The organism is Saccharospirillum sp. (assembly GCF_040881935.1).
Classification (GTDB): domain Bacteria; phylum Pseudomonadota; class Gammaproteobacteria; order Pseudomonadales; family Natronospirillaceae; genus Saccharospirillum.
On sequence record NZ_JBBECH010000052.1, the window covers coordinates 56,086 to 80,603 of the forward strand.

Here is a 24,518-nt window from a genome sequence, read left to right on the forward strand (position 1 = left end):
GCTATTACCTTGTTGCCAGGCAGTAACCTACACTGATGTCGAATCTCCCGGTCTCCGCCCGACTATAGAGTGTTCACAGGCGGACAGTCCATTTCGGACAATTTCGGCCGGTATGTAGAATCGAAGCAGCAGGCAGAGTAGATCAACATGAGCAACGTATTCGTTAACATTGGGCTTAGTCTCGATGGCTACATGGCCCCCGAAGGGATGACCATGGAAGATCCCGGGCATAAGAATTGGGGCGAGAAGTGGGGAGCGCTAATGACCTGGCTTCTCAATCAACAGTACATGCGCGAGAAGCTTAAATTCGGCCCGGGGGGCGAGACTGGTCAAGTCAACGACATGGTTCGGTACACTTTTGAGCGCACCGGCGCCAACATCATGGGTAAGCGTATGTTCGACCAGGGCGAAGTTAGTTGGCCAGAGGAAGCTCCGTTTCACACGCCGGTATACGTTCTTACCCACGAGAAACGAGACCCATGGGTGCGCCCTGGCGGAACGACGTTTTACTTCATCAATGAAGGTCCGGAGCGCGCGCTGGCGCTGGCTCGGGAGGCGGCGGATAAGCGTGACATACGCATCTCAGGTGGCGCAGATGTGATTCAGCAATACCTGAGTCTGGATGCTATGGACGAGCTGGAAATTGCCCTGGCCCCCGTGCTGTTCAGTGGTGGCCGGCGTCTCTTCGAGAATCTAAGCGAGCCCGGGCCAAAGTTTCGCATTGACACGGTTCTTGATGGCCCGGATGCCACACACTTGCGCTATGTCCGTCAGTAATAGTACCCCTATGATCACGACAGACATACTACAGTTCCTCGCTGAGCTCGAAGGCCGGTTTTATCGGGCTATGGTCTCCAATGATGTCGGCAGCATCTCAAGATGCATCACAGAAGACTGGATTCTTGCCACACCAAAGGCAGGGCCGGTGCTCCGGTTCAAAAAAGTGAGAGGGTAAAGTAAAAGCACTCCCTAACCAGCCTATCAGGCTGTCAGAAAACCACCGTCTGGCCTTGCTTTGGAATGGTTGCTTTAATGCCGTGTTCCTCCCAAAGCTTGCTTGCCAAAGTATCCTGAGCTTTGGGTTCACCGTGCACTAAATAGAAGTCAGGCTTGCTGGTGAAACCGGCGGCCCAATCTAGCAATTCCTGTTGTCCGGCGTGTGCCGAAAAGCCGCCGATTGTTTCTATGCGGGCATTGACCACAAATTCATCGCCAAACATTTTAATGGTTTTCAGGCCGTCCACCAGCAGCCGACCCAGTGTTCCCTGGGCCTGATAACCACAGAAAATAACGGTTGTTTTGCGGTCCCATATTCTGTTTTTAAAGTGGTGACGTATTCGGCCACCGGTACACATACCACTGCCAGCGATGATTAGCGCACCGCTTTTAATCCGGTTGATCGCCATCGATTCGTCTGTAGTGGAGGTAACCGATAGCCTGGGCAGAAAGTCTTTGAGGAAGGTTGTGTCTGTATCGCACAGTTCGTCGACGCCGTCGCAATCGAGGGTGTGAAGCCAATGGTCATAGACTTGAGTGACTTTGTGACCCATGGGTGTGTCCAGATATATTTGCCAGCCATCCAGCGTCCCGCGCTGATGCATGGCACCGAGATGATACAGGACCTCTTGCGTCCGGCCCACGGCGAACGCCGGAATCAGTACATTGCCGCCTTGCGCCCAGGTTTCACTGAGTACCTGCTCCAGTTGCTTGATTGAGTCGGGCATTGAGCGATGGTTCCGATCGCCGTAGGTGCTTTCCATAAGAACGATGCTGGCGTCGGATAGATGAATCGGATCGTTCATCAGCGGTGTGTCTTTCTTGCCGAGGTCACCGCTAAACACCAGCTTCTTGGTTTGGTTGCGTTCGGTAAACTGCAACTGAACGATGGCGGAACCGAGGATGTGACCGGCATCGAACAAAGTGACATCAAGGCCGGGTAGCAACGGATAGGTTTCCTGATACTCAATGCCCAGGCATAGCGAATATACGGTTTGCAGGTCTTCCCGGGTATACAGAGGTTCGATGGGTGGTTTGCCTTTGCGAATGAGCTGCCGATTCTTGCGCTCCAGATCTCTCTCGTAGAGACCGGCGGCATCCTCCAGCATGATCGGCAACAGTTCGGCGGTTTCCCGTGTGCAGAGAATCGGCCCGCGGAAGCCGTTTCTTACCAGGATGGGCAACAGGCCGGAATGGTCCATATGGGCGTGTGACAGGACGAGAGCATCGATGCCTGGGGCGTCAAAATCGAACGTTTCATTGCCGAGCCGGTCGACGGCATCGCCGCCCTGATGCATGCCGCAATCGAGCAGAATCCGGCCGATACCGGGAATCCCGACATGATGGCAGGAGCCGGTGACTTCCTGCGCGGCACCCAGAAACTGGACAGTAGCCATAGTAAGACCCTATAGACCGAGATAACTCAGTCTAGCTGACATTGAGCTAATATCTGGTGGATTTCTGCTGGCCCGTAACAAACCAGGGAAAAGTCAATGTGAAGCTTATTTTTGTCATTTCACATTGATCTGCATCCATATTGAGCTCATCGACAATGCTAAGCTTTATCGGACCAGTGTGGTTTCCGGGAACTGAGAACGCACAGTCGTATCTTATAGATCTGGCTTACCCCATCGCAGGGACCGAACACATGACTACAGCGCCTGAACCCAACGGCTGCCCGGCCTGGCATGAATTGACGATCGAAGCAGTGCTCAGGCAGCTCGATGCCCGCGCCGATGGCTTAACCGAATTCGTGGCGGCCGAACGTTTGCGTCTGCACGGCCCCAACAAACTGCCCGAGGCAGCCGGGGTCAACCCGTTGCTGCGCTTCCTACGCCATTTCCACAACATCCTGATTTACGTCTTGTTACTGTCGGCCGCCATCACCGCCGGCCTCGGCCACTATGTCGATACGCTGGTCATTCTGGCCGTGGTGCTGGCCAACGCTTTGATCGGTTTTATCCAGGAGGGCAAGGCGGAAAAAGCAATGAACGCGATTCGCGACCTCCTCGCCGCCCACACCTCGGTGCTACGGGGAGGTCAACGCACAACCCTGCTGGTTGAAGACCTGGTGCCCGGTGACATCGTATTGCTGGAAGCAGGTGACAAGGTACCCGCCGATTTGCGATTGCTGAATGCTCATGGCTTGCAGATTCAGGAGGCCATACTTACCGGAGAATCCCTGCCTGTAGACAAGCAAACCCGGCCGACTACGGCCGTAGCCTCGCTGGGCGATCGTACCAACATGGCCTACAGCGGCACCATGGTCACCGCGGGCACCGGTCGGGGTGTGGTCATCGCGACGGCTGGCGATACCGAGATCGGCCGGATCAGCAGCCTGCTGTCCCGCGTCGAAATGCTGACCACGCCACTGGTGCGCCAGATGAACGAGTTCGCGCGCTGGCTCTCCCTCCTGATTCTGTTGATCGCCCTGTTGCTGCTGGCTTACGGCTATTTCGTCACACACCTCGGTTTCGATTCGCTCTTTCTGGCCGTGGTCGGTTTGTCCGTGGCGGCCATACCGGAGGGCCTGCCGGCCGTATTAACCATCACCCTGGCCGTTGGCGTTCAGTCAATGGCCCGACGCAACACCATTGTTCGGCGATTGCCCGCCATCGAAACGCTGGGGTCGGTCTCGGTCATTTGTACGGACAAGACCGGCACCCTGACTCGCAATGAAATGATGGTGGCCACGCTCGCCAGTGGAGAGCACTGCTACGAGGTCGACGGCGTCGGTTACGAACCGCTAGGCAGCATCCGGCTCGGAGACAGCGTCATCAAGGCGGATTCCTCCCCCACGCTGACAACGCTGAGCAAAGCGGCGGTGTTGTGCAACGACGCCCACCTGGCCCACCGGGAAAAAGAATGGGCCATTGAAGGCGACCCGATGGAGGGCGCCCTGCTGGCCCTGGCGGGCAAGGTGCTGGTCGATGCAGCCGAGCTCGGGGCAAGTTGGGCGCGTACCGATGCCATTGCGTTCGACGCCCGACATCGCTACATGGCCACACTGAACCACGACCATCAGGGCCATGCGCTGATCAGTGTGAAAGGAGCGCCCGAACAGGTGCTGGCCCTGTGTGAATTGCAACTGGGTGACGACGGCGAACTCAGACCCCTGGATCGCGACTACTGGCACAATCTGGGTGATCGGATCGCCACGCGGGGGCAGCGTGTTCTGGCCATCGCCACGCGGTCTGTACCAACGCATCATACTGTTCTGGAAACGGCTGATCTGGCCAACCACCTGGTGCTGGTTGGCCTGGTTGGCCTGATGGACCCACCCCGCCCGGAAGCGGTAGAGGCGATTCGTGAATGCCACACAGCCGGCATCCGGGTCAAGATGATCACGGGCGACCATCGAGCAACCGCCATGGCCATCGGCCGGCAAATCGGGCTGATCAATCCGAATACCGCCCTGACGGGCACCGAGATCGACTCCCTCGACGATGCCGCGTTGGCGGCCGCTACCTTGGAAACGGACATTTTCGCCCGCACCAGTCCGGAACATAAACTCAGGCTGGTGATCGCGTTGCAATCGCACGGCATGACGGTGGCGATGACCGGCGATGGAGTCAACGACGCACCCGCGCTGAAACGCGCCGATGCTGGCATCGCCATGGGCCTGAAAGGCAGCGAGGCGGCGCGAGAAGCGGCCGAGTTGGTGCTGGCCGACGATAACTTCGCCTCTATCGTCGCGGCGGTACGTGAAGGCCGCACGGTTTACGACAACATCAAGAAAGTGATCACCTGGACCCTGCCAACCAATGCCGGCGAAGCGATGATCATCATCGTAGCCTTGCTGCTGGGTCTGAACCTGCCGATCACCCCCATACAGATTCTGTGGATCAACCTGATCACAGCCATTACCCTGGGTCTGGCCCTGGCTTTCGAACCAACCGAGCCGAATACGATGCAACGCCCGCCGCGCCCGATCAACGCCTCCCTGCTGACCGGCAATTTTGGCTGGCGCATCATCCTGGTGTCCCTGGTTTTCCTGGCAGGGGTATTCAGCATCTATACTTACGCTATCGATCGCTCGTATTCGGTCGTGCTGGCCCAGACCATGGCCATGAACACTCTGGTGGTAATGGAAATCTTCCATCTTTTCTTTGTGCGTACCCTGTACGGAACGTCCGTCAACTGGACGGCGATACGCGGCACTCGTGTTGTATGGAGCACCGTCATCGCGGTCACTGTGGCCCAACTCGCCATCACCTACCTGCCGCCACTACAGCGCGTTTTCAGTACCGAAAGCGTGCCGTTACTGGATGGCGTTCTGATCATCGCTGTAGGTCTGGTATCGTTCGCAATCATCGAGATCATCCAACAGATCCAACTGAGGCTGGAGCGGCTCCGCTTGCCTTAAAGATCCAGCAGATCGAAATATTCAGTATTCCTTCGTGGATATCACCAATGGCCGCTGGCTAAGCATGTACGGCGGCCTCTGGCCAGCCAGTAGCCTGCCTCAGCTTCAAATCCGGACCATGAACCGCAGCCGCCCCACAGGCGTTGTACTGCCGGATGACGCGCCCAACCCAAATACCCCCACGACTTCTTTCTTTGCGAAACTCTTGCTAGCCTGGGCAGTAATGCGCTTTCGTACTCCCGAAATCGACTAGGTAAAGGGACGTTTGTTGTCGCTGATGGCCGTACAGGGCTCAAAACTGGTTCGTTTGTTACCGCCCACCGCTAATATAAGGAGGCTACGCCATGGCGAACATCATCGTGTGTGCGGACGGAACCTGGAACCGTCCGGAAGAAGACCTTGAAAAAGATTTCCCCAGCAATGTGTTAAGACTCGCCCGGGCCATCAAACCCGGCCAGGGAAACGACCGACAGCATGTCTTCTACGACTGGGGTTTGGGCTCCTACCATAACAGTATCTCCGCTGGCGCTACCGGCCGCGGCATTCACAAAAACATTCTCGATGGCTATCGCTACATTGTTCAGAATTACGACCCGGGCGACCATATTTATCTGTTTGGCTTCAGCCGCGGCGCCTATACGGTTCGGGCATTAAGCGGGCTGATCAATAACTGTGGCATTCTTAAAAGAGCATCTGCCCCGCTGATCGCCGAGGCCTGGAAGGTGTATAAAAGCCCGCTGGCTAAAAACCATCCAAACGGGGCTAACGCACAGGCGTTCCGGAAAGACCACTCGCACGCGTCGTGCGATATTCATTTTGTTGGTGTTTGGGATACCGTTGGTGCGTTGGGTATTCCGTTCAGTCTTATGGGGCTGCTCGAAAGTCATGATGAATTTTACGATACCAAGATGGGTTCCAACGTCACCTTCGCGCGGCACGCACTGGCCATTGATGAACAGAGGGAAGATTTTGAGCCGACGGTGTGGACACCTAGACCCGGTGTGGATCTGAAACAGGTTTGGTTTGCCGGTGTGCATTCCGATGTCGGGGGTTCCTACCCACCCGATAAACACACCGGTTTTATGGCGTCCGATGCGCCGCTGGCCTGGATGATCAAAGAAGCCGATACGGCCGGCTTGAAAGTAGAGGCACATCTGATAAGCAACCTGACCGATGGCATTCGCGGTCAGTTGCACCGGTCCCGCAAACATGTCTATCGGTTCAAGACACCGCTGCATCGGCCCCTGATCGTTAAAGACAAACCGACCCGAATTCACCCCAGTGTTAAGGCGCGTTATCTGGCAGACAGCAGTTATCGGCCCAAACAATTAAGTGAGCTGGTTGACCGGCATGGTTGGGACCATCTTGACGTGGGTGAGTGAGAAGGCAGTAGCCTGAAGGGTCAGGCTGGCGCTTGAAAAAGGCGGTCAGCCTGACGTTCGGTTTAGGTTAACAAATCGGCTAGCGAGCCGGTATTCAGGCATGACGCACGAAAGACGGTGCGCTGAATACCCGGCGCGTGCTGCGGTGCAGCCACTGGGCAAATTGCTTCGCTACAGTACGGAAGGCTTCCGAGCGCATGCGCTCCGCATTGCGGATGTGGAATGCTACCTCCGCGTCACACACCGTGCCCCAGCGGGTTTGCTCAAGTATCTGATCGCTATGGCCAGAGTTGGTAAGAACGGCCGGATTAATAAACATAAGGGTGTCTCCTGTATGATTGAATCATGTTGGTCGGTGAAGTACTCACTGCTTTCCCGACCTGTTGCAATCACAATAGAGTGCGCTCCGGTATCTCACAAACGATCAATTTTTGAGCCATGGATGAAATGAATTCATCTGGCTCTTCAATCCACTGAGTGCAGTTCACTCAGAGCTGCTAGGCCAGGGCTTACAGGCAATCCGGTATTTGCCCTCGACCGGCTGCACGCCTTCACGGGTGACCATGAGTGCGCGTTGCTCTATGCCTAGCCAAGCCCCGACTATTAGTCGGAGCGTAATACAATGCGATCGGCTTCCTGGCTGATTTTATTCTGCTTTAACAGTCGGCCTATGGCTTTCTTGAAATTACCCTTGCTGACCTGAAAGACTTTATAGATAGCCTCTGGGCTGGAGCGATCAGAAAGCGCGAGTACGCCATTGTTGGCAGTCAGTTCCTTTAAAATTCGATCAGCAATGTCGACCCGGGCTTCGTGGCCCTGCAGTTGTAACATCAGGTCGATCTTGTGATCGTCGCGAACGGTTTTAACGTAGCCTTTTATTTTCTGGCCAATACTCAGTGGCTGCAGAACGTCTTCGTTAAAGACCATGCCGAGGTAACGCTGATCGACAACCGCGCGGTAACCGAGGTCGGTGCGCCCGGCGATGAGCAGGTCGACCGGGTCATTGACCCGGTAGGCGTCGGTTTCTTCCGCCAGAAAATTGCTCAGCTTGGCGCTGCCGGTGATGCGTTGCGTCAGGTTATCGACGAACAGATAGACCACATGCTTCTGCCCGGCTTCCATCGGTTTGCGTTGTTCGCTGAACGGCACCAGCAGGTCTTTTGGCAAACCCCAGTCCAGAAAGGCGCCGAAAGAGGTGAGTTCTTTAACGTCGAGCAAGGCACACTGGCCCACTTCGGCTTTCGGTTTGATGCGCGTAGCAATCAGCCGGTCTTCAGAGTCGAGGTAGATAAAGGCGTTGACGAATTCGCCCACGTTGACGTTCTCAGGGCACTGCTTTTTCGGCAATAGAATGGAACCAAGGTTTCCGCCGTCGAGGAAGACGCCGAAATCCGCCAGTGAGACGACTTCCATTGACGTAAAAGTACCGATTTGTGCCATGGTGGGAACTGCCCTAATAGATCGCAAATGGGGGGTGCACTGGGTGCAGAGTACAGGCGTTGCGGCGGCACTGTACAATGCACGCTAGGATAATGCACCCCGGGGAACATCCAGTATAGCCGGGTTAGCCCGGCAACCGCTCGTACTCGTGCGCACCAAAGTAGTTCCGTTGCCCTTGGATCAGGTTGGCCGGCAAGTGCTTGCTGCGCACGCCGTCGAAGTAGGCGAGTGCATTCGACAGAGCCGGTACGGGAACACCGCCTTCAATGGCGCACACCAGCAACCGGCGCAACGCCGTTTCGCAGTCTTTGAGTTCTTCGGTGAAGAAGTCGCTGAGCATCAGGTTATCGAGGCCTGGTTCGGCCTTGAAAACCGATTGAATCGGGTCGAGTGCCTTAGCGCGAATGATGCAACCCGCTTTCCAGACCTGGGCAATGTTGGCCATGTTGAGGGTCCAGTTGTGCTCACGCGCTGCCTCTGAAAGCAGCGTAAAACCCTGAGCGTAGGCCAGCAATTTGGCGGCATAGAGGGCGGCCTCGGCATCATTCTCCAGGCCTTTGTAGCCTGTTACCGAGGTGGACTTGGGGTATTTTGCATGCACGGTCTGGCGCTCTTCCCAGCGGGAAGACAGAGCCCGTGCGAACACAGCCTCGGTGACGATGGAGCCCGGCACACCCAGTTCCAACGTCTGGATGGCGGTCCATTTTCCGGTGCCTTTCTGGCCGGCTTTATCCCAAATATTGTCGACCCAGTCGGTACCGTCGTCGTCTTTTATACGCAGTACTTTAGCGGTAATTTCAACCAGGTAGGAGGCCAGACGCCCCTGGTTCCAGGTCTCAAATAGACTGGCAATGGCTTCGTTGTTGCGCCCACTGGCGCGCAACAGGTCGTAGATCTCGGCGATCATCTGCATATCGCCGTATTCGATGCCGTTGTGCACCATTTTAACAAAATGCCCGGAGCCGCCGTCGCCCATCCATTCACAGCAGGCTTCACCGGCTTCAGTTTTGGCACTGATGCCTTGCAGAATGGGTTTCAGTGCAGGCCAGGCCGATTCATCGCCGCCGGGCATCATCGAGGGGCCAAAGCGTGCGCCATCCTGACCGCCGGAAATGCCACAGCCAACAAAGTGAATGCCCTGGGGCGTCAAATCATCGCTGCGGCGCTGGGAATCGGTGAACAGGGAATTGCCACCATCGATCAGGATGTCGCCGTCTTCAAGCAACGGCTTGAGATCGTTGATAACGGCGTCGACCGGGTCACCGGCCTTGACCATCAGGATGATTTTTCGGGGTTTGGCCAGAGCTTGAACGAACTGTTCCAGAGACTGAGTGCCGACCAGATTGGGGTGCTTGGTTTCGCTAACAAAGTCGTCGGTGACTTTGGTGGTTCGGTTATAAACGGCCACGTGGTTGTCGTGGTCCAGCAGGTTCAATACCAGGTTCTGGCCCATAACAGCCAGGCCGATTAGGCCAATGGTGCAATCACCCTTCATCAGGTTACTCCTTGGTTCAGGCGAACGCGTCCGCCGTAGTTCAGTGTTCAAAGGTAATAAGGTCAATTCTCAATTTTGCAATTGCGCAGGCAGGCAAACGCAATGCCATAAAAACAGACTATCAGGTCAGAAAAGGGTCGTATTGGCCGCCAAAATTAACCAGACAGGCATCACCACAAACGCCATCAGGGTTTGCAGCGTAATGATGTTGGCCATCAGGTTGGCATTGCCGCCCATCTGACGGGCCAGAATAAAAGCCGAACTGGCCGTCGGCAGGCACCCCAGTATGAGCAATACCGAAACACCCAGGGTGCTGAGGCCAAACAGATTGGCCAGGGTGACCAGAGCCAGCGGTAGGATTGCGAATTTGATCAGGCTGGCCAGTAGCACCGGTTTTACATCTGAACTTAGGGTGCGCAGGTTCAGCGCTGCGCCAACCGCCAGTAGGCCAAGCGGCAGCGCGGTTGAACCGAGCAGGCGGGCGGTGTCGGCAGTCCAGCCGGGCAGGCCGATGCTACTGAGGTTTAGAGCAACGCCTGCCAGGCAGCCGAGAATAAGCGGGTTGCTGAGCAGGGCGCGCAGAATGCCCCGGGCAGACACCTGAGAGCCGGTACCGGTCAGGGCGAAGGTGAGTACACAGAGTACGTTAACGAAGGGGATCATCACCGCCATGGCCATCGCGGCGATCACCAGGCCCGGTTCGCCGTAGAGTGCGCTTACCACGGCCAGGCCGATGTAAGTATTGAACCGAACGGCCCCCTGGTACACCGAGGTCAGGTCTGGCCCGTTGTTAGCTAGCCAACGTTGAAACAATACGAAGAGCAGGCTGACCAGCAGCAGCGCCGAACAAATGGTTACCGCCAACTGGCCGAACGCTCTTACATCAAAATCGGCCAGTGCCAGTCGGTGGATCAACAGGGCGGGGAACAGCACAGTGTAGGTCAGGCGTTCTATGCCGGGCCAGGTGGCGGCTGGGGGCAAGTCCCAGTGACGCAGGGCGACACCGAGCAAAATCAGTAAAAAGACGGGCCCAAGCGCGTTGGCAATCATTCCGTGTTCCAGTCAGCAAAACCCGCATTTAACCCCCGGGAACACCTGGCTGTAAAGGAATTGCGCGGGGCTGTTCGTATTCGTTTAATCGGGATACACTGCATTAAAGCCGGGTAAAAATAATAAGGGATGATTATGAAATTGATTGCTTTTAGCGGATCACTCAAAGTGGCCGAAGGCGAGCCAGAGCAGGCATTGCCTGACATACGGGCGTTTATAGGCGCCGAAACGGATGCCTCCTTGCTGGTACTGAACCACCAGACGTCCACCATGCTGGAAATTGACTGGAGTCAGCCGGATGATCTGATCACCCGCAGTCTGGCCTACCAGGCCGGTGAGGCTCCGGTGCAACAGCGGCAGGGACGGGGGCGGCCCAAACTGGGGGTTCAGTCGCGTGAGGTGTCACTGTTGCCACGGCACTGGGAATGGCTGAGTCGGCAGGCTGGCGGTGCCTCGGCGGCTTTACGGCGTATGCTCGAGGCCGCTCGCAAGTCACCCAAGGTGCAGTTGGAAGAAGCGTCTCTGTCGGTCGACCGGTTTATGCAGACCATGGCCGGCGACCTGCCAGGGTATGAAGAGGCACTACGGCAGTTCTACCGTCATCAGTATGGCACCATGTTTACGGAAATGGCGGACTGGCCTGAGGACGTACAACGACATGTCAGAGCTCTGGTGGGTGAAGTTCAAACCTGGCGGCAGGCCAGCGAGCCCGATCGGCGTCATTGACGGTTCGATACCTGCAGCTTGATCAATCGAAATGAAGATGATGCACAAAGTATTTTGATGGTTTGATCAGGATTGTGGGCCTAGGCTATGGATAACTGAACAATAGGAGTCCAGAGCATGACAACCCAAGCAAAAAACAGGGCACCAGCGATTTTTATTCCGCATGGCGGCGGCCCCATGCCACTGCTGAATGAACCCAGCCAACAGGCGATAGCCGACTTCTTGCGGCAGTTGCCAGGGCACTATGAACGACCGGCGGCGGTATTGGTGATCAGTGCGCACTGGGAGGCGCCACAGCCGACCTTACTGGCGGCTGATTTGCCTCCGCTGCTGTTTGATTATTATGGTTTCCCTCAAGAGACCTACGAATACCAGTACCCGGCGACGAACCCGGAGGATATCCGCACCCGGGTGAAGGAATGCCTGGCACAGGCGGGCCTGACGCTCGACACCGATACCCAGCGCGGTTATGACCACGGCGTCTTTGTACCGCTGCTGCTGATGCATCCCCAGGCGGATATCCCGGTGTTGCAATTATCGCTGATCGAAGGGCTGGACCCCCAGGCGCACATTGCCCTGGGCGAGGCGCTCTCGGCTTTGCGCGATGATGGCGTGATGATTCTCGGATCCGGTTTTTCTTTTCACAACATGAGCGTTATGCGCAACAGTAATGACCAGGCGCGGTCGATCAACCACGAGTTCCACGATTGGTTGGCCGATACACTGACGAACCCGGCACTGACGCCGGAGCAGCGTATCGGGAAAATGATCGATTGGGATCAAGCTCCCGGTGCCCGGTTCAGCCATCCGCGTGAAGAGCATTTGCTGCCACTGCCGGTGTGCCTGGGGGCCGCCGGAGGTCAGGCGGGTGAGATTCTGTTCGATGATACGGTGCTGGGCTACCGGACGTTTTGTGTGATCTGGCGGAATTGATTGTAGGTTTTATCCAAACCCCCAGGAGGGTCGACAGGCTCACCGCGAGCCTGTCGAAGCGTCGTTAACCTGCTTTTTTCAATACAATACGCCGGTAGGTTTTGTATCGTTCAAACACCGCCTGGCTGCGATGGCCGCTGAGGTATTTGAACTTCAGCTTGGCCAGCTTCTTGCGAAATACCCACTTAACCGACTTCAGAATCACTCCATGGCGCTCACCCAGGTAGTGATCGAGCGTGCCCATGGCTGGCCCGATGCGCTCGCGCAGCAGCTGATCGAGCAGGTGAATATTGGGACTGGTATTGGCAGTAATATCGCTGTTCTCCAACACCTCCCAGTCTAAGGCTTCGAGGTCTTTAACGAATTTGGAGTAAGGATGGCCGCCGCCGAAGCTCTTATCGCCGGGCTGGCCATCACCGGTGTTGTCGGTTTTGAAGAAATCGCAGATCACCACATGGCCGCCGGGCTTGAGCAAGGTGTTGGCGGCCGCCAGTGCGGTCTGGTAGGGAATGTACTGAAAGCTTTCGCTGAACAGCACCGTATCGTATTGGCCAGCCAGCGTATCGACAGGCACCTCCTGCAAGGTGCAACCCCAAACGGTGCTGTTCAACTGACTGGCGGCGACTTTTTCCCGAACCCGGGCTTCGAGGTGTGGGGCGGGGATCACGCCATCGACCTGATGGCCGCGCGCGCTCAGCGCCACCAACACCTGACCGGTACCACAGCCAACATCGATAATCCGTTGCGAAGCTGAGCCATGGGCTTCAATGGTTTCGATGATCTGTTCGGTATAACGCAACTGTGCCTGTTTCATATAAAGCACGGAGATTTCGGGAATGGTGTCGTCCCAGAAGCCGTAGTGCAGGTCTTCCATCCCCGTCAGTTGCTGGCCAAAAACCAGCCCAAATTCTTTAGAGTCCATGGCGTTGCCGTTTGTTATTAGAGTTGGCTTACCTTATCACGGTCTTTAGGGGTGGTGAATCAGTGTTAAAAGATGGTTATTAACTCGCGTTTTTACTTTTGGCAAAGGCCAAGTAACAGGTGCCGGGTGTGTCTGTCCGGGGTAGTCCGCAGCAGGACGCTGCGGTCTAGGCCCCATGGAAGGGTTTACGCCGACCCCGGACAGACACACCCGGTGACTGATACGGATTCCCGGCATTATAGTTAGAACAACCTCCGAATCCCGGGTTTCAAGAGGTTAAAAAAGTACAGAAACTTTCTGTTCAAGTATTGGTGAGTTGTCCGCCTTCCTCGTTTAATGGTGTTGTCCGTAACGGGATTCCCGAAATCGCAGACATACAACAACAACGATAGGTGAACGACAATGAACGCTTCCCAAACGTCCTGGCTGCGCCTGAGCGCGCTTGCCATCGGTGTCTCATGCACCACCACCGCACTGGCAGAAACCATTACCATCGGCACCGTGAATAACGGTGACATGATCCGTATGCAGGCCCTATCTTCCGAGTTTGAGGCCGCCAACCCGGGCATCGAACTCGACTGGGTCATACTGGAAGAAAACGTCCTGCGTCAGCGTTTGACCACCGACATCGCCGCCAACAGTGGCCAGTTTGATGTGATGACCATTGGCATGTACGAAACCCCCATTTGGGGCGCAAACGGCTGGCTCGAACCCATGGACAGCCTGCCCGCAAGCTACGATGAAGCCGACCTGTTTCCTTCGGTAAAAGCCGGTTTATCGGCTGATGGTCAGCTCTACGCCTTGCCGTTCTACGGCGAAAGTTCCATGACCTACTACCGCAAAGACCTGTTTGAAAAAGCCGGTCTGAACATGCCCGCCGCGCCCACCTGGGACCAGGTGCGTGAGTTTGCCGTCGCCCTGCATGACCCGGCCAACGAACAATACGGTATTTGCCTGCGCGGTAAAGCCGGTTGGGGCGAAAACATGGCCCTGGTGACCACCATCGTCAACGCTTTCGGTGGCCGTTGGTTTGATATGGACTGGAACGCAGAGCTGGAATCAGCCGAGTGGAAGAATGCGGTTAATTTCTACGTCGACCTGCTCGGCAACTACGGCCCTCCGGGCGCCAGCAGCAACGGTTTCAACGAAAACCTGGCGCTGTTTAACACCGGCAAGTGCGGTATGTGGATTGACGCCACCGTGGCTGGCAGCTTTGTTACCGATGAAAGTCAGTCCGATGTTACTGATTCGGTAGGCTTTGCCGCCGCGCCCAGCCAGGTCACCGAGAAAGGCAGTGGCTGGTTGTGGGCCTGGGCGCTGGCAGTACCTGTCAGTTCAGACTCGAAAGACGCCGCACAGACATTCGTGAACTGGGCGACTTCGAAAGAATACTCAGCTCTGGTTGCCGAACGTCATGGCATTGCGGCTATCCCTCCGGGCACTCGTATATCTACTTACGAGAACCAGGAGTACCTGAACGCCGCTGAGTTTGCCGACATGACGTTGACTCAGATGCGTAAAGCCAACCCGGATGATTCCACACTCGAACCTTCGCCCTACACTGGCGTACAGTTTGTGGCCATTCCCGGTTTCAGCGGTTTCGCCACCGCCGTCGGGCAGCAAATTTCCGGTGCCCTCGCCGGTAGTTCCTCGGTTGACGCTGCGCTGGCAAATGCCAACACGGTGGTGAATCGTGAAATGCGTCGAGCTGGGTACCAGAATTAATTGATCCAGTGGTTGTAACTCAAGTGCCGGTATTCGCAATGTTGCATTGAGCGAGCGGAGGGTGCCGGGGGCACCTCTGCGGGGAAGTCCGCAACATGGATGTTGCGGCCTAGGCTCCAAGGACGGATTCACGCCGACCCCGCAGAAGGTGTCACCGGTAGCCTTCGCGGACCACTGCCTCATACAGAACCCGACTCTTGAATGATGAGTGCCGCCCGAAAGGGCGGCCAGGCCTTTATGTGGAAGTACCCTAGTCATGTCTCAGCTCTCTAGAAATGCCCGAGCGGCACGCTTTCTGGTTGCACCCTCGGTACTGCTCTTGCTGGCATGGATGACTGTGCCATTGGCAATGACGCTCTATTACTCGACGATCAATTTTAATTTAACGATCCCGGGTCCGCGAAATTTCGTTGGTTTTCAGAATTACCTGTTCTTTTTTACCGATCCAAGTTTCTTCGCCGGAATGTCCAATACCCTGGTTCTGGTGGGTTCAACCCTGTTGATTACCGTGGTGCTCGGCACTCTGATCGCCGTGTTGATCGACAATCCGTTTCCGGGCCGAAGCCTGGTACGAATTTTATTGATTTCACCGTTTTTTATCATGCCAACGGTTAATGCCCTGGTGTGGAAGAACCTGCTGATGAACCCGGTCAGTGGCTTCTTTGCATTTTTATCAAAGAGCGTTGGTATGACACCGATCGACTGGTTTACCGATGTACCCATGCTGTCGATTATTATCATTGTTTCCTGGCAATGGCTGCCCTTTGCCATATTGATTCTGATGACGGCGATGCAATCGCTTGATCAGGAACAGTTGGAAGCGGCACGAATGGATGGTGCCGGACCGATCGCCATTTTCAGACACATCACCCTGCCTCACCTGGCGCGACCACTGGCGGTGGTGGTGATGATCGAAACCATTTTTCTGCTATCTATTTTTGCCGAAATTTTCACCACCACCGGGGGTGGCCCCGGTACGCAGACGACTAATCTGGCGTACCTGATCTACACCCAGGCGCTGTTGCAATACGATGTGGGTATGGCCTCGGCTGGCGGCATTGTCGCGGTGGTATTGGCGAATATCGTGGCCGTTTTTCTGATCCGCATTGTCGGTAAATCGTTGGCCGGGGAATAGGAGACAGAGATGAATTTACACACTGAAAAAGTCGTCAAACTGACGCTGGTAACGATCGTCTCCTGGTTAGTGGCGGCACTGCTGTTCTTCCCGATCTTCTGGATGATTCTGACCAGCTTCAAAACCGAGCTGAATGCGTTTTCCTCGCCCCCAAGTCTGTTTTTCTGGCCAACGCTGGAGAACTATCTGGTGGTGTTCGAGCGCAGCGATTATCTTCGCTACGCGATGAACTCTGTGGTCATTAGTTTTGTGTCATCCATTCTGGCCATGCTTATTGGCATACCAGCCGCTTATTCCATGGCGTTTTTCCCGACAAAGCGCACTCAGGGTGTGCTGCTGTGGATGCTGTCGACCAAGATGCTGCCACCAGTGGGCGTGCTGGTGCCCATTTATCTGCTGGCGCGGGATACCTCCCTGCTGGATACCCGGACGGGCCTGGTTATTATTTACACCCTGATCAACCTGCCCATCGTGATCTGGATGATTTACACCTATTTCAAGGATGTTCCCAAAGACATTCTCGAAGCCTGCCGGATGGACGGTGCCAGCCTGTGGCAGGAAATCCGCCATGTGCTGATTCCGATCACGCTAGGCGGCTTGTCTTCAACCTTTCTGTTGTCGCTGATACTCAGTTGGAACGAGGCGTTCTGGTCGTTGAATCTGACGGCCTCCCAGGCGGCGCCGCTGACGGCACTGATCGCTTCCTATTCCAGCCCTGAAGGGTTGTTTTGGGCCAAGCTGTCGGCGGCCTCAACGCTGGCCGTTGCTCCCATTCTGGTCTTCGGCTGGATCAGCCAAAAGCAACTGGTTCGCGGTTTGACCTTTGGTGCTGTTAAGTAGTGTGGGTCCTCCTTAACGGAGCCTCAGGGCTCCGTCTTTTTATTGAATCTTTTATAGGTCACAGCGAAACAGCGCTTGGTGACTGAGGAGTTTTTTGTGTCTGAATCGACTATCCACGAACTCGTGAACCTAACGGCGGACCGCTGTCCGGAAACATTGCAATGGCCTGTCTATAACCGTGGTGACGTAACGGTCAGTGTTGCTCATATTGGTGTCGGTGGCTTTCATCGTGCGCATCAGGCTCGCTATCTGGACGACTATATGGCCAGCAGCGGCGATTTAAGCTGGGGCATTTGCGGAGTTGGTATTCGACCTGCTGACAAGCCCTTTCTGGACACCCTGTCCCGTCAGCGGGGGCTCTACACCCTGACTGAAAAAGATGACAACCAGACCAAAGATCGGGTCATCGGCTCCCTGACCGAGGTGCTGTTCGCACCGGAAGATCCGCAGCGGGTCATTGATACGCTGGCTCGAGCTGGTATTCGCATTATCAGCACGACCATTACCGAAGGCGGCTATTTGTACGACTTCGAAAAGCAACGATTTTTTCACGACCACCCGGATGTTCAGCACGACCTGAATAACCGGGGAGAGCCGAGAACCATCTACGGCTATTTGTGGCAGGCGCTTGAGGCACGGTCCGCGTTGGGTGCCGACGGTCGCGTAACGCTGCTGTCATGCGATAACGTACCGCACAACGGCGATGTGTTTCGCAAAGCACTGCTGAGTTTTCTGGAACATGCCGATACCACGCTCTGTGCCTGGGTCAGCGAACATGTGTCGTTTCCCAACTCGATGGTTGACCGGATCACACCGGCACCCGGCGAGCCGGACCAGCAGGCCGTACGGCAGCGCCATGGGGTCGTCGACCCCTGTGCCGTGGGGGCTGAGACCTTTATTCAGTGGGTGATTGAGGATAATTTCAAAGCGGGCCGCCCTGCACTGGAGACCGTTGGCGTGCAATTCACCACGAACGTATCGCCCTATGAAACCGCTAAACTGCGGCTGCTGAACGGCAGCCATCTGATGATGGGCTTTATTGGTTATCTGGCAGGCTATACTCGAGTCGACGAGGCGATAAAAGACCCGGCCATTCTGCAGTTGGTCAGGGATTACATGGCATTGGATGCAGCCCCAACCCTGACGCCGATTGCCGATATGCCACTGGACGATTATCAGCTGCAGTTGATTGAACGCTTCGGCAACTCGACCATTGCCGATCAGCAACAACGCATTTGTTCAGACGGCTATTCCAAGCTTAAAAATTACCTGATGCCGGTGTTGAACGATGTGATCAACGCCGGAGGTGACACCCGACGTCTGAGCCTGTTATTTGCCAGCTTTCTGAAATATCTGGACGGCATCAACGATGCGGGCCAGCCGATGCCGATCATTGAATTTAACCTGAGTGCAGAGCAGCTCAGCGACAGCGCGACAGACCGGCTTAGGCTGCTGAAAGTAGACGCCCTGTTCGGCGAGCAACCCGACCCAGGTTATGTGCAGTTTCTCGATGAAGTAGCGGCTCACCTGGCGGGTATCAGGACCAGGGGCGCTTATGCGCATCTGCTGCGGCTGTTACAAGGGTAATACCGGCGGATACAGTCAGGGTGGCTATTTACCTGGCGAAGGTTATCCTGTGACTAGTGCACTAGCAGGGGAGGATCTCGATGAGTGCGATCAAACCGGAATACGAAGCCGTCTATGAAGCCCAGAACAGCTTTCGTTACCTGGCGCACGGTGCCGACAGTTCCCTGGTGCGCTGGCACTACCACAACGAATACGAACTGCATCTGATTCTGACTACTCACGGCAATGCCTTTATTGGCGATTACGTGGGAGCCTTTACTCCCGGGTCGGTCTTTTTGTGCGGCCCCTACTTGCCGCATAATTGGGTGTCGCTGGGGGATTTTCAGACCGGTATTCGCGACCGGGTGATCAATTTCTCCGATGAACGCATCCAGGCACTGATTCAGCTCTTGCCCGAAATGAAAGCCTTACAGACCATGTTGGCAGACTCGCGTTATGGCATCGAGTTTTCCAAAACCGCCAGCGCCCGGGTGATGGACGAATTTGCAGGTGTCGCTGGCCTAAAAGGCCCGGCCCGGGTGTTGTCGTTTCTGAATATTATGTCGGAATTGGCCCAATCGCAGGATTATTGGCCCTTGTCGAGCCGCTCTTTCGAGGAGGAATCCGACTCATTGATGGAAGGCCGGGTGAGCACCGTAGTCAATTACATCATCCATAACTGCACCCGGGAGCTGAGTCTGGAAGAGGTGGCCGGGGTACTTGGCCTGGCACCGACCTTCTTTTCCCGCTGGTTCAAGAAGGCGACGGGTTACCGCTACATCGACTTTCTGACCCGGCTGCGCATCAGCCGCGCTTGCGAGCACCTGGAAGTGACCGATCGCCCCATTACTGAAATCTGCTTTGACGCCGGCTTTGCCAACGTAGCCAATTTCAACCGACACTTTCTGAAGATCAAGGGCATGACACCGCGGCAGTATCGGGAATCAATCGAAATACGGGGCAGAACGATGCAGAAAGTGGTCTTACAGCGTTAGCCTTGATCCTGGCCGGCCAGTTATCCATCCTTGAAGGGAGCAGTCGTGCGGCGGCTTACCACATTACTCCGATCGGAGGCGGGCTGAATTGGTCACAGCTGCGGTGATCCGACAGACTCCTGGGTTGTCACCCGCCCATCACTGTAAAAAAACGCCGGAAACGCTGCGTTGAGTCGCCAAACCGTGGTCGGGTCGACTATAGTGAACGGTCATGATAATTATTTGGCTGTGCATCATGCAATGTTTTTCCGTTTTGCGATGTTGGTGCCTTCGGCAGCGGCGGTTATTCACCAAAATCCCCTTCATATTGCTGCTCAATACGGGTATTCCCCGGCTCAACAGGCGCCTTGAAATCGGCCTTCGCTGTTTATTGACCGTAACACTGAGTCTGGCGGTACCAGTAATGGCCGTAACGCTGCCGCCCCTGCAATTAGTGGATCAGGCCGGGCAGCCAGTTAGTGATGTGGTGGCCCGAATTGAACAGTCGCAAACCTCGACAGCGGCGCGCGATCAGGATGCCGCCGTAATGGACCAGGTGAATCTTAGCTTTAGCCCCAAAGTGATTGCTATTAGCACCGGCACCCGGGTGCAATTTCCCAACAGCGACGAAACCCGGCATCACGTTTATTCCTTCTCACCGGCGAAAACCTTCGAACTGCAGTTGTTTCGTGGCAACGAGGCCCCCCCGGTCGAGTTTGATAAAGCAGGCCTGGTGGTGATTGGCTGTAACATTCACGACGCCATGGTTGGCTACATCTATGTCTCGGACGGTCAGGTATACGGCGTTACCGACGCCGCAGGCGGCTTGACTCTGCCGACCTTCACCGCGCCCGAGTCGGCCGAACTGGTGCTGTGGCACCCCGATCTTGAGGAAACGCTGTCTTTGCCACTGGCTGGACTTGACGAAAATGGAGACCTGTTGCGCATCGAACTGCCCATGATCCAGCGTCAGACAAAACCCGAACCGGCCGCCAGTGGCCTGCGTAACCGACTGCAGCGATACAAAACTGATGACGATTAGTTTTCGAACCCGGTTATTGCTGATCTTTACCGCATTATTGGCCGTGACCCTGACCGCGACCACCTTGTCTGCCTTGCGCGCAACGGATGCCAATACCCGCGCGAATGCCTCGCGCGAGCTGGTGGTAGCCGAACGCGTGTTTCAAACACTGCTGGACGAAAATAGCCGGGAACTGACTGACCGAACGACCTTGCTGACTGAGGACTTCGGTTTCCGCCAGGCCATCGCCACCAATGAAGAAGACACCATCATCAGCGTGCTCGCCAACCACGGCGATCGCATCGGCGCAGACCTGATCATGCTGATGTCGCCGCAAGGCGAGGTGCTGACCAGTACTCATGACATCGGCGCCGATATAGACCGGGTGCGTGCGGGCCTGGGCAGCCAGGCCTCCGCGTTCTCCTTGCTGACGCTGAGTGAGCATGAACCTTACCAGATGGTGATGGTTCCGGTGGACGCCCCCCAGCGAGTAGCCTGGGTGGGGATGGGCTTCCTGCTGGACAACGATTTGCTAAGCCGTTTCCGGGCTATCACCAGTGCCGATGTCACCCTGATTTACCGGGAGCGGGAATTCGGCAACGATTCGGATGTACAGACCCTGAGCACAATGCCCACCCAGCCCCTGACCAATGTCGATTTGCTCGGCCCATACGATGACGTGGTCTCCCAGGCAACGCAGCAGCTGCGCGACCAAGGCCTGCTGAGTCGCTATGCCACGCTGCTGGACCAACCACCGGTGCATCTGGGTGCCTTACTGACGGTGTCGTTGGCCGATGCAGTAGCGGCCAACACCCGGTTGCGTACCCAGATGTTGTTGATCGCGCTGGCCGCCTTGGTGGTCGCTGCCGTGGTCACCCTGCTTATTGCCCGGGGCATCACCCGGCCGATCGACGCCCTGGTGGCAGCGGCACGACGCATCGCCGGCGGTGATTATCAGCAAACTGTGTCACTGAAAAACACCAATGAGTTTGGTGTGCTCGGGCAAACCCTCAACACCATGCAGAATGATATTCAGCAGCGTGAACGGCATATCTTTTACCAGGCGCGGCACGACCTTAAAACCGGCCTGCCCAATCTGGAGCAGATGGCGCAGCGCTTTGCCGAGGTGTCGCTGGGTGACGACCAGCAGTTGGCCGTGGTGCTGATGCGGTTGGAAAATGTCGGCGCGCTCAGTGATGTGTACGGCTTGGCTTTTATGGACGAGATCGTCCGTCTGGCCGCCGAACGGCTGGTGCACCAACTGAGGCCGGGTGATGTTGCTGGTCGGGTGGGCAACAATGAATTCCTGGTGCTGACCCACGCATTGCCGAAGGGTGATTGCGTTCAGGGTTTGACCGAGTATCTGGCGGTGTTTGATCAGGCCATTGAGCATCAGGACATCGACATCATGCTGGATGTGCGCCTCGGCCTAGTCATCTGTCCGGACCAGGCACACAGTTTTGAAGACGCGCTGCGCCGCGCCAACATTGCCGTCAGCGATGCCCGGGTTCACGGTCAGTCGGTGGAGCAGTATCAAAGCGGACGGGACGAGTCTCATCTGCGTAAGCTGACGGTAACCAGCCGCCTGCAAAGCGCCATCGAACACGGTGGGTTCGAGTTGCTGTTTCAGCCTCAATACGACCTGCGCAAACGTCGTATTCATTCGGCCGAGGCGCTGTTACGCTGGCACGACGACCAACTGGGCCGAATGTTCCCGGATGAATTTATCCCTCTGGCGGAACAGTCTGGCGATATCACCCAGATTACCGAATGGGTGGTGACCGAAGCCATCGCCCAGATGACCGCCTGGCGAGCGGAGGGCCATGATCTCGGGGTCAGCATCAATCTCTCGGCCCGTGACATTCTCAACAGCCACTTTATCGACCGCGTTATTGAGCGAACCGCACAGACTGGTTTCGAACGCAAACACCTGATGCTGGAGATTACCGAGAGCGCCATGGTAACCGATACGGACCTGGCGCTGACCCATCTGAAACGCCTTTATGATGCCGGCTTTGATCTGGCAATGGACGATTTTGGCACCGGCTATTCATCGCTCGCACAACTGAAAACCATGCCGATTCACGAACTCAAGATCGACAAGTCTTTCGTGTTGAAACTGGATGAAGATCAGGACGACCAGCACATCGTGCGTGCCACCATTGAAATGGCCCACCATCTGGGCCTGACGGTCATTGCCGAAGGCGTCGAAAATCTTGCTGCCCTGACATTGCTGAAACAGATGGGGTGCGATGCCTTTCAGGGCTATTACCTGAGTAAACCGATGGCGGTGTCTGACCTGAAGCCCTGGTTGACCGCATTCAACGAGACCACACTGGAGTCAAATTATGGTTAAACGGGACCTGAATCGCGGTTTGTCGACCCTCATCGTCGTAGCGCTGCTGGCGCTGCACCCGGCCTGGGCGGGCAGTAAGATTCTGGCTACCTCAGGGGCGACCCAGATAGAAGGCGCCGCCGGTGGCGGTCTGGTGCCCTGGGCGATTATTGGCGGCTATGGCAGCGAGGGTGAGTGGGGCGCTGCAGCCAGCGTGACCCGCGTGGGCCTGCCCGATTTCCAGCTCGGCAGCGCAGCGGTGCATGCCGGGATCAACAACCGTTTTGAGTTCAGTTTTGCACAGCAGACGTTGCAGGTGGATAAACTGGCCAGCCATCCGGATATCAACAGTCTATTGGATGGCGTGATTGAACAACATGTGTATGGCGCCAAGGCCCGATTGTTTGGAGATTTGATTTATGAACCCTGGCCACAGATCAGCCTCGGAGCCCAGTACAAGGTGAATCTAAACCCGGCCGCTGGCCAAGTGCTGGGTGCCTACAGCGATAGTGGAACCGATTGGTACCTGTCGGCGAGTAAGCTGTATTTGCACAGTCTGTTCGAACGCAACCTGCTGCTCAACGGTACCTTGCGCTATACCGATGCTAACCAGACCGGGTTGCTTGGTTTTGGCGATCAGAACGGTTCCGACCCACAGTGGGTCGCGGAAGCGAGTGTCGGCATTTTTGTTAATTCCAATTGGGCTGTGGGGTTTGAATATCGCCAAAAGCCGAATCGTTTGGCAGCGGCAGAGGAGAATGCTTGGCAAGATGCCTTTGTTGCCTGGTTCCCGAATAAACAGGTGACCCTTGTTGGTGCCTATGCCGACCTAGGAAACATAGCCTTTTGGGACGACCAAACCGGCTGGTATCTGTCGGTTCAAATCAATAACTGAAGGTGACTTATTTCATGCGACTGTTAACAACCATCGTGCTGGCGTTCCTTATCGCCGCCTGCAGCACCACGCCAACCAAACCAACCCTTTATGAAAGGCTCGGCGAGCAAGACGGCATTGCCACCATAGTCGATAACTTGCTGTTCGAAATCGGCGGCAATGAGACCCTGCTGCCGTTTTTTGCCGAAACCGACATCAACCGGTTTCGAGAAAAACTGATCGAGCAACTGTGTCAGGTCAGCGACGGCCCCTGCGACTACACCGGCGACAGCATGGCGCAGGTGCATGCCGGTATGGAACTGAACGACAGCCATTTCAATGCTCTGGTCACCGATCTGGTTGTCGCGATGGCCGAAGCAGGTGTCGACACCGGAGCCCAGAACGATCTGCTGGCCCGGCTGGTGCCGATGTACGACGAAGTTATGAACCCCGATGACTATCTGGAACCCGGAGCCAGCTCGCTGGACCCTGCAGCCGACCCGGTAGCGCCATAATCCGGCTATATTGACCATGCATCACAGGACTCCCGGTAATCGATAGCAATAGTCGATAGCCATAAACCGGGGCCGGGCAGCGATACCCGATACAGGTTTGCCGCAACGACATAGAACGCGACAAACATACGGCTATATCCTCTGCAACAGGGCCTGCAATGAATGATGTACGAGGCCTGAGTTTAGGATGATTTGGTTGTTTTCAACCAGATTGCTGCATCCA

General features: G+C 56.0%; 20 protein-coding genes. 14 read left to right on the forward strand and 6 right to left on the reverse strand.

Annotation, left to right across the window (positions count from 1 at the left end; genetic code table 11):
• The first annotated feature begins 147 nt into the window (after window positions 1-147).
• A complete protein-coding gene (locus WEB54_RS08905; protein ID WP_368055162.1) occupies window positions 148-777 on the forward strand; it encodes a dihydrofolate reductase family protein in 630 nt (209 codons plus the stop codon).
• Between the two features lie 212 nt (window positions 778-989).
• On the opposite strand, the gene WEB54_RS08910 is transcribed toward WEB54_RS08905, so the two are convergent.
• A complete protein-coding gene (locus tag WEB54_RS08910) occupies window positions 990-2,393 on the reverse strand; it encodes an MBL fold metallo-hydrolase RNA specificity domain-containing protein (protein WP_368055164.1) in 1,404 nt (467 codons plus the stop codon).
• Between the two features lie 251 nt (window positions 2,394-2,644).
• On the opposite strand from WEB54_RS08910, the gene WEB54_RS08915 reads away from it, so the two are divergent.
• Entirely contained in the window at window positions 2,645-5,362 is a 2,718-nt protein-coding gene (locus WEB54_RS08915; RefSeq protein ID WP_368055166.1) for a cation-transporting P-type ATPase, read from the forward strand.
• A 344-nt stretch (window positions 5,363-5,706) separates the two neighbouring features.
• Window positions 5,707-6,744, forward strand: coding sequence for a DUF2235 domain-containing protein (locus WEB54_RS08920; RefSeq protein ID WP_368055167.1), 1,038 nt, complete (start codon window positions 5,707-5,709; stop codon window positions 6,742-6,744).
• 94 nt (window positions 6,745-6,838) lie between these two features.
• Here the strand turns inward: WEB54_RS08920 and WEB54_RS08925 are convergent, their stop codons facing one another.
• The 4 genes from WEB54_RS08925 to WEB54_RS08940 all read right to left on the reverse strand — a co-directional run bounded on the left by WEB54_RS08925 (window position 6,839) and on the right by WEB54_RS08940 (window position 10,729).
• Entirely contained in the window at window positions 6,839-7,063 is a 225-nt protein-coding gene (locus WEB54_RS08925) for a hypothetical protein (RefSeq protein ID WP_368053410.1), read from the reverse strand.
• A 284-nt stretch (window positions 7,064-7,347) separates the two neighbouring features.
• A complete protein-coding gene (locus tag WEB54_RS08930) occupies window positions 7,348-8,184 on the reverse strand; it encodes a S1 RNA-binding domain-containing protein (RefSeq protein WP_368055169.1) in 837 nt (278 codons plus the stop codon).
• A gap of 124 nt (window positions 8,185-8,308) precedes the next feature.
• Window positions 8,309-9,679 (reverse strand): decarboxylating NADP(+)-dependent phosphogluconate dehydrogenase, encoded by a 1,371-nt coding sequence (gnd, locus tag WEB54_RS08935; RefSeq protein ID WP_368055171.1) that lies wholly within the window; start codon window positions 9,677-9,679, stop codon window positions 8,309-8,311.
• A gap of 126 nt (window positions 9,680-9,805) precedes the next feature.
• Window positions 9,806-10,729 (reverse strand): AEC family transporter, encoded by a 924-nt coding sequence (locus WEB54_RS08940; protein WP_368054194.1) that lies wholly within the window; start codon window positions 10,727-10,729, stop codon window positions 9,806-9,808.
• Between the two features lie 135 nt (window positions 10,730-10,864).
• On the opposite strand from WEB54_RS08940, the gene WEB54_RS08945 reads away from it, so the two are divergent.
• Together WEB54_RS08945 and WEB54_RS08950 are read left to right on the forward strand one after the other, a co-directional pair.
• On the forward strand, window positions 10,865-11,455 hold the full coding sequence (locus WEB54_RS08945) for a DUF2239 family protein (RefSeq protein WP_368054196.1): 591 nt from the start codon (window positions 10,865-10,867) through the stop codon (window positions 11,453-11,455).
• 117 nt (window positions 11,456-11,572) lie between these two features.
• Window positions 11,573-12,388: a class III extradiol ring-cleavage dioxygenase gene (locus tag WEB54_RS08950; protein WP_368055173.1), complete on the forward strand. Its 816-nt coding sequence runs from the start codon at window positions 11,573-11,575 to the stop codon at window positions 12,386-12,388.
• A 64-nt stretch (window positions 12,389-12,452) separates the two neighbouring features.
• On the opposite strand, the gene WEB54_RS08955 is transcribed toward WEB54_RS08950, so the two are convergent.
• Window positions 12,453-13,310 carry a class I SAM-dependent methyltransferase gene (locus tag WEB54_RS08955; RefSeq protein ID WP_368055174.1) on the reverse strand — a complete coding sequence of 286 codons (858 nt, stop codon included), beginning with the start codon at window positions 13,308-13,310 and terminating at the stop codon, window positions 12,453-12,455.
• A gap of 402 nt (window positions 13,311-13,712) precedes the next feature.
• Between WEB54_RS08955 and WEB54_RS08960 the strand changes: the two genes are divergently transcribed.
• The 9 genes from WEB54_RS08960 (at window position 13,713) to WEB54_RS09000 (ending at window position 24,295) form a co-directional block, all read left to right on the forward strand.
• A complete protein-coding gene (locus WEB54_RS08960) occupies window positions 13,713-15,035 on the forward strand; it encodes a sugar ABC transporter substrate-binding protein (RefSeq protein WP_368054202.1) in 1,323 nt (440 codons plus the stop codon).
• Window positions 15,036-15,291: 256 nt separating this feature from the next.
• Window positions 15,292-16,170, forward strand: coding sequence for a carbohydrate ABC transporter permease (locus tag WEB54_RS08965; protein ID WP_368054204.1), 879 nt, complete (start codon window positions 15,292-15,294; stop codon window positions 16,168-16,170).
• A gap of 9 nt (window positions 16,171-16,179) precedes the next feature.
• Window positions 16,180-17,010 (forward strand): carbohydrate ABC transporter permease, encoded by an 831-nt coding sequence (locus tag WEB54_RS08970; protein ID WP_368054206.1) that lies wholly within the window; start codon window positions 16,180-16,182, stop codon window positions 17,008-17,010.
• 96 nt (window positions 17,011-17,106) lie between these two features.
• Entirely contained in the window at window positions 17,107-18,597 is a 1,491-nt protein-coding gene (locus tag WEB54_RS08975; protein WP_368055177.1) for a mannitol dehydrogenase family protein, read from the forward strand.
• 80 nt (window positions 18,598-18,677) lie between these two features.
• A complete protein-coding gene (locus tag WEB54_RS08980) occupies window positions 18,678-19,571 on the forward strand; it encodes a helix-turn-helix domain-containing protein (protein ID WP_368054210.1) in 894 nt (297 codons plus the stop codon).
• A gap of 403 nt (window positions 19,572-19,974) precedes the next feature.
• Window positions 19,975-20,592, forward strand: a complete 618-nt coding sequence (locus WEB54_RS08985) for a methylamine utilization protein (RefSeq protein WP_368054212.1) — start codon at window positions 19,975-19,977, stop codon at window positions 20,590-20,592.
• Window positions 20,582-22,927 (forward strand): putative bifunctional diguanylate cyclase/phosphodiesterase, encoded by a 2,346-nt coding sequence (locus tag WEB54_RS08990; RefSeq protein WP_368054214.1) that lies wholly within the window; start codon window positions 20,582-20,584, stop codon window positions 22,925-22,927. The genes WEB54_RS08985 and WEB54_RS08990 overlap by 11 nt, the downstream gene beginning before the upstream one ends.
• Window positions 22,920-23,801, forward strand: coding sequence for a DUF3034 family protein (locus WEB54_RS08995; protein ID WP_368054216.1), 882 nt, complete (start codon window positions 22,920-22,922; stop codon window positions 23,799-23,801). Before WEB54_RS08990 ends, WEB54_RS08995 begins: the two co-directional genes overlap by 8 nt.
• A 14-nt stretch (window positions 23,802-23,815) precedes the next feature.
• Window positions 23,816-24,295, forward strand: coding sequence for a group 1 truncated hemoglobin (locus WEB54_RS09000; RefSeq protein WP_368055180.1), 480 nt, complete (start codon window positions 23,816-23,818; stop codon window positions 24,293-24,295).
• The last annotated feature ends 223 nt before the right edge of the window (window positions 24,296-24,518 follow it).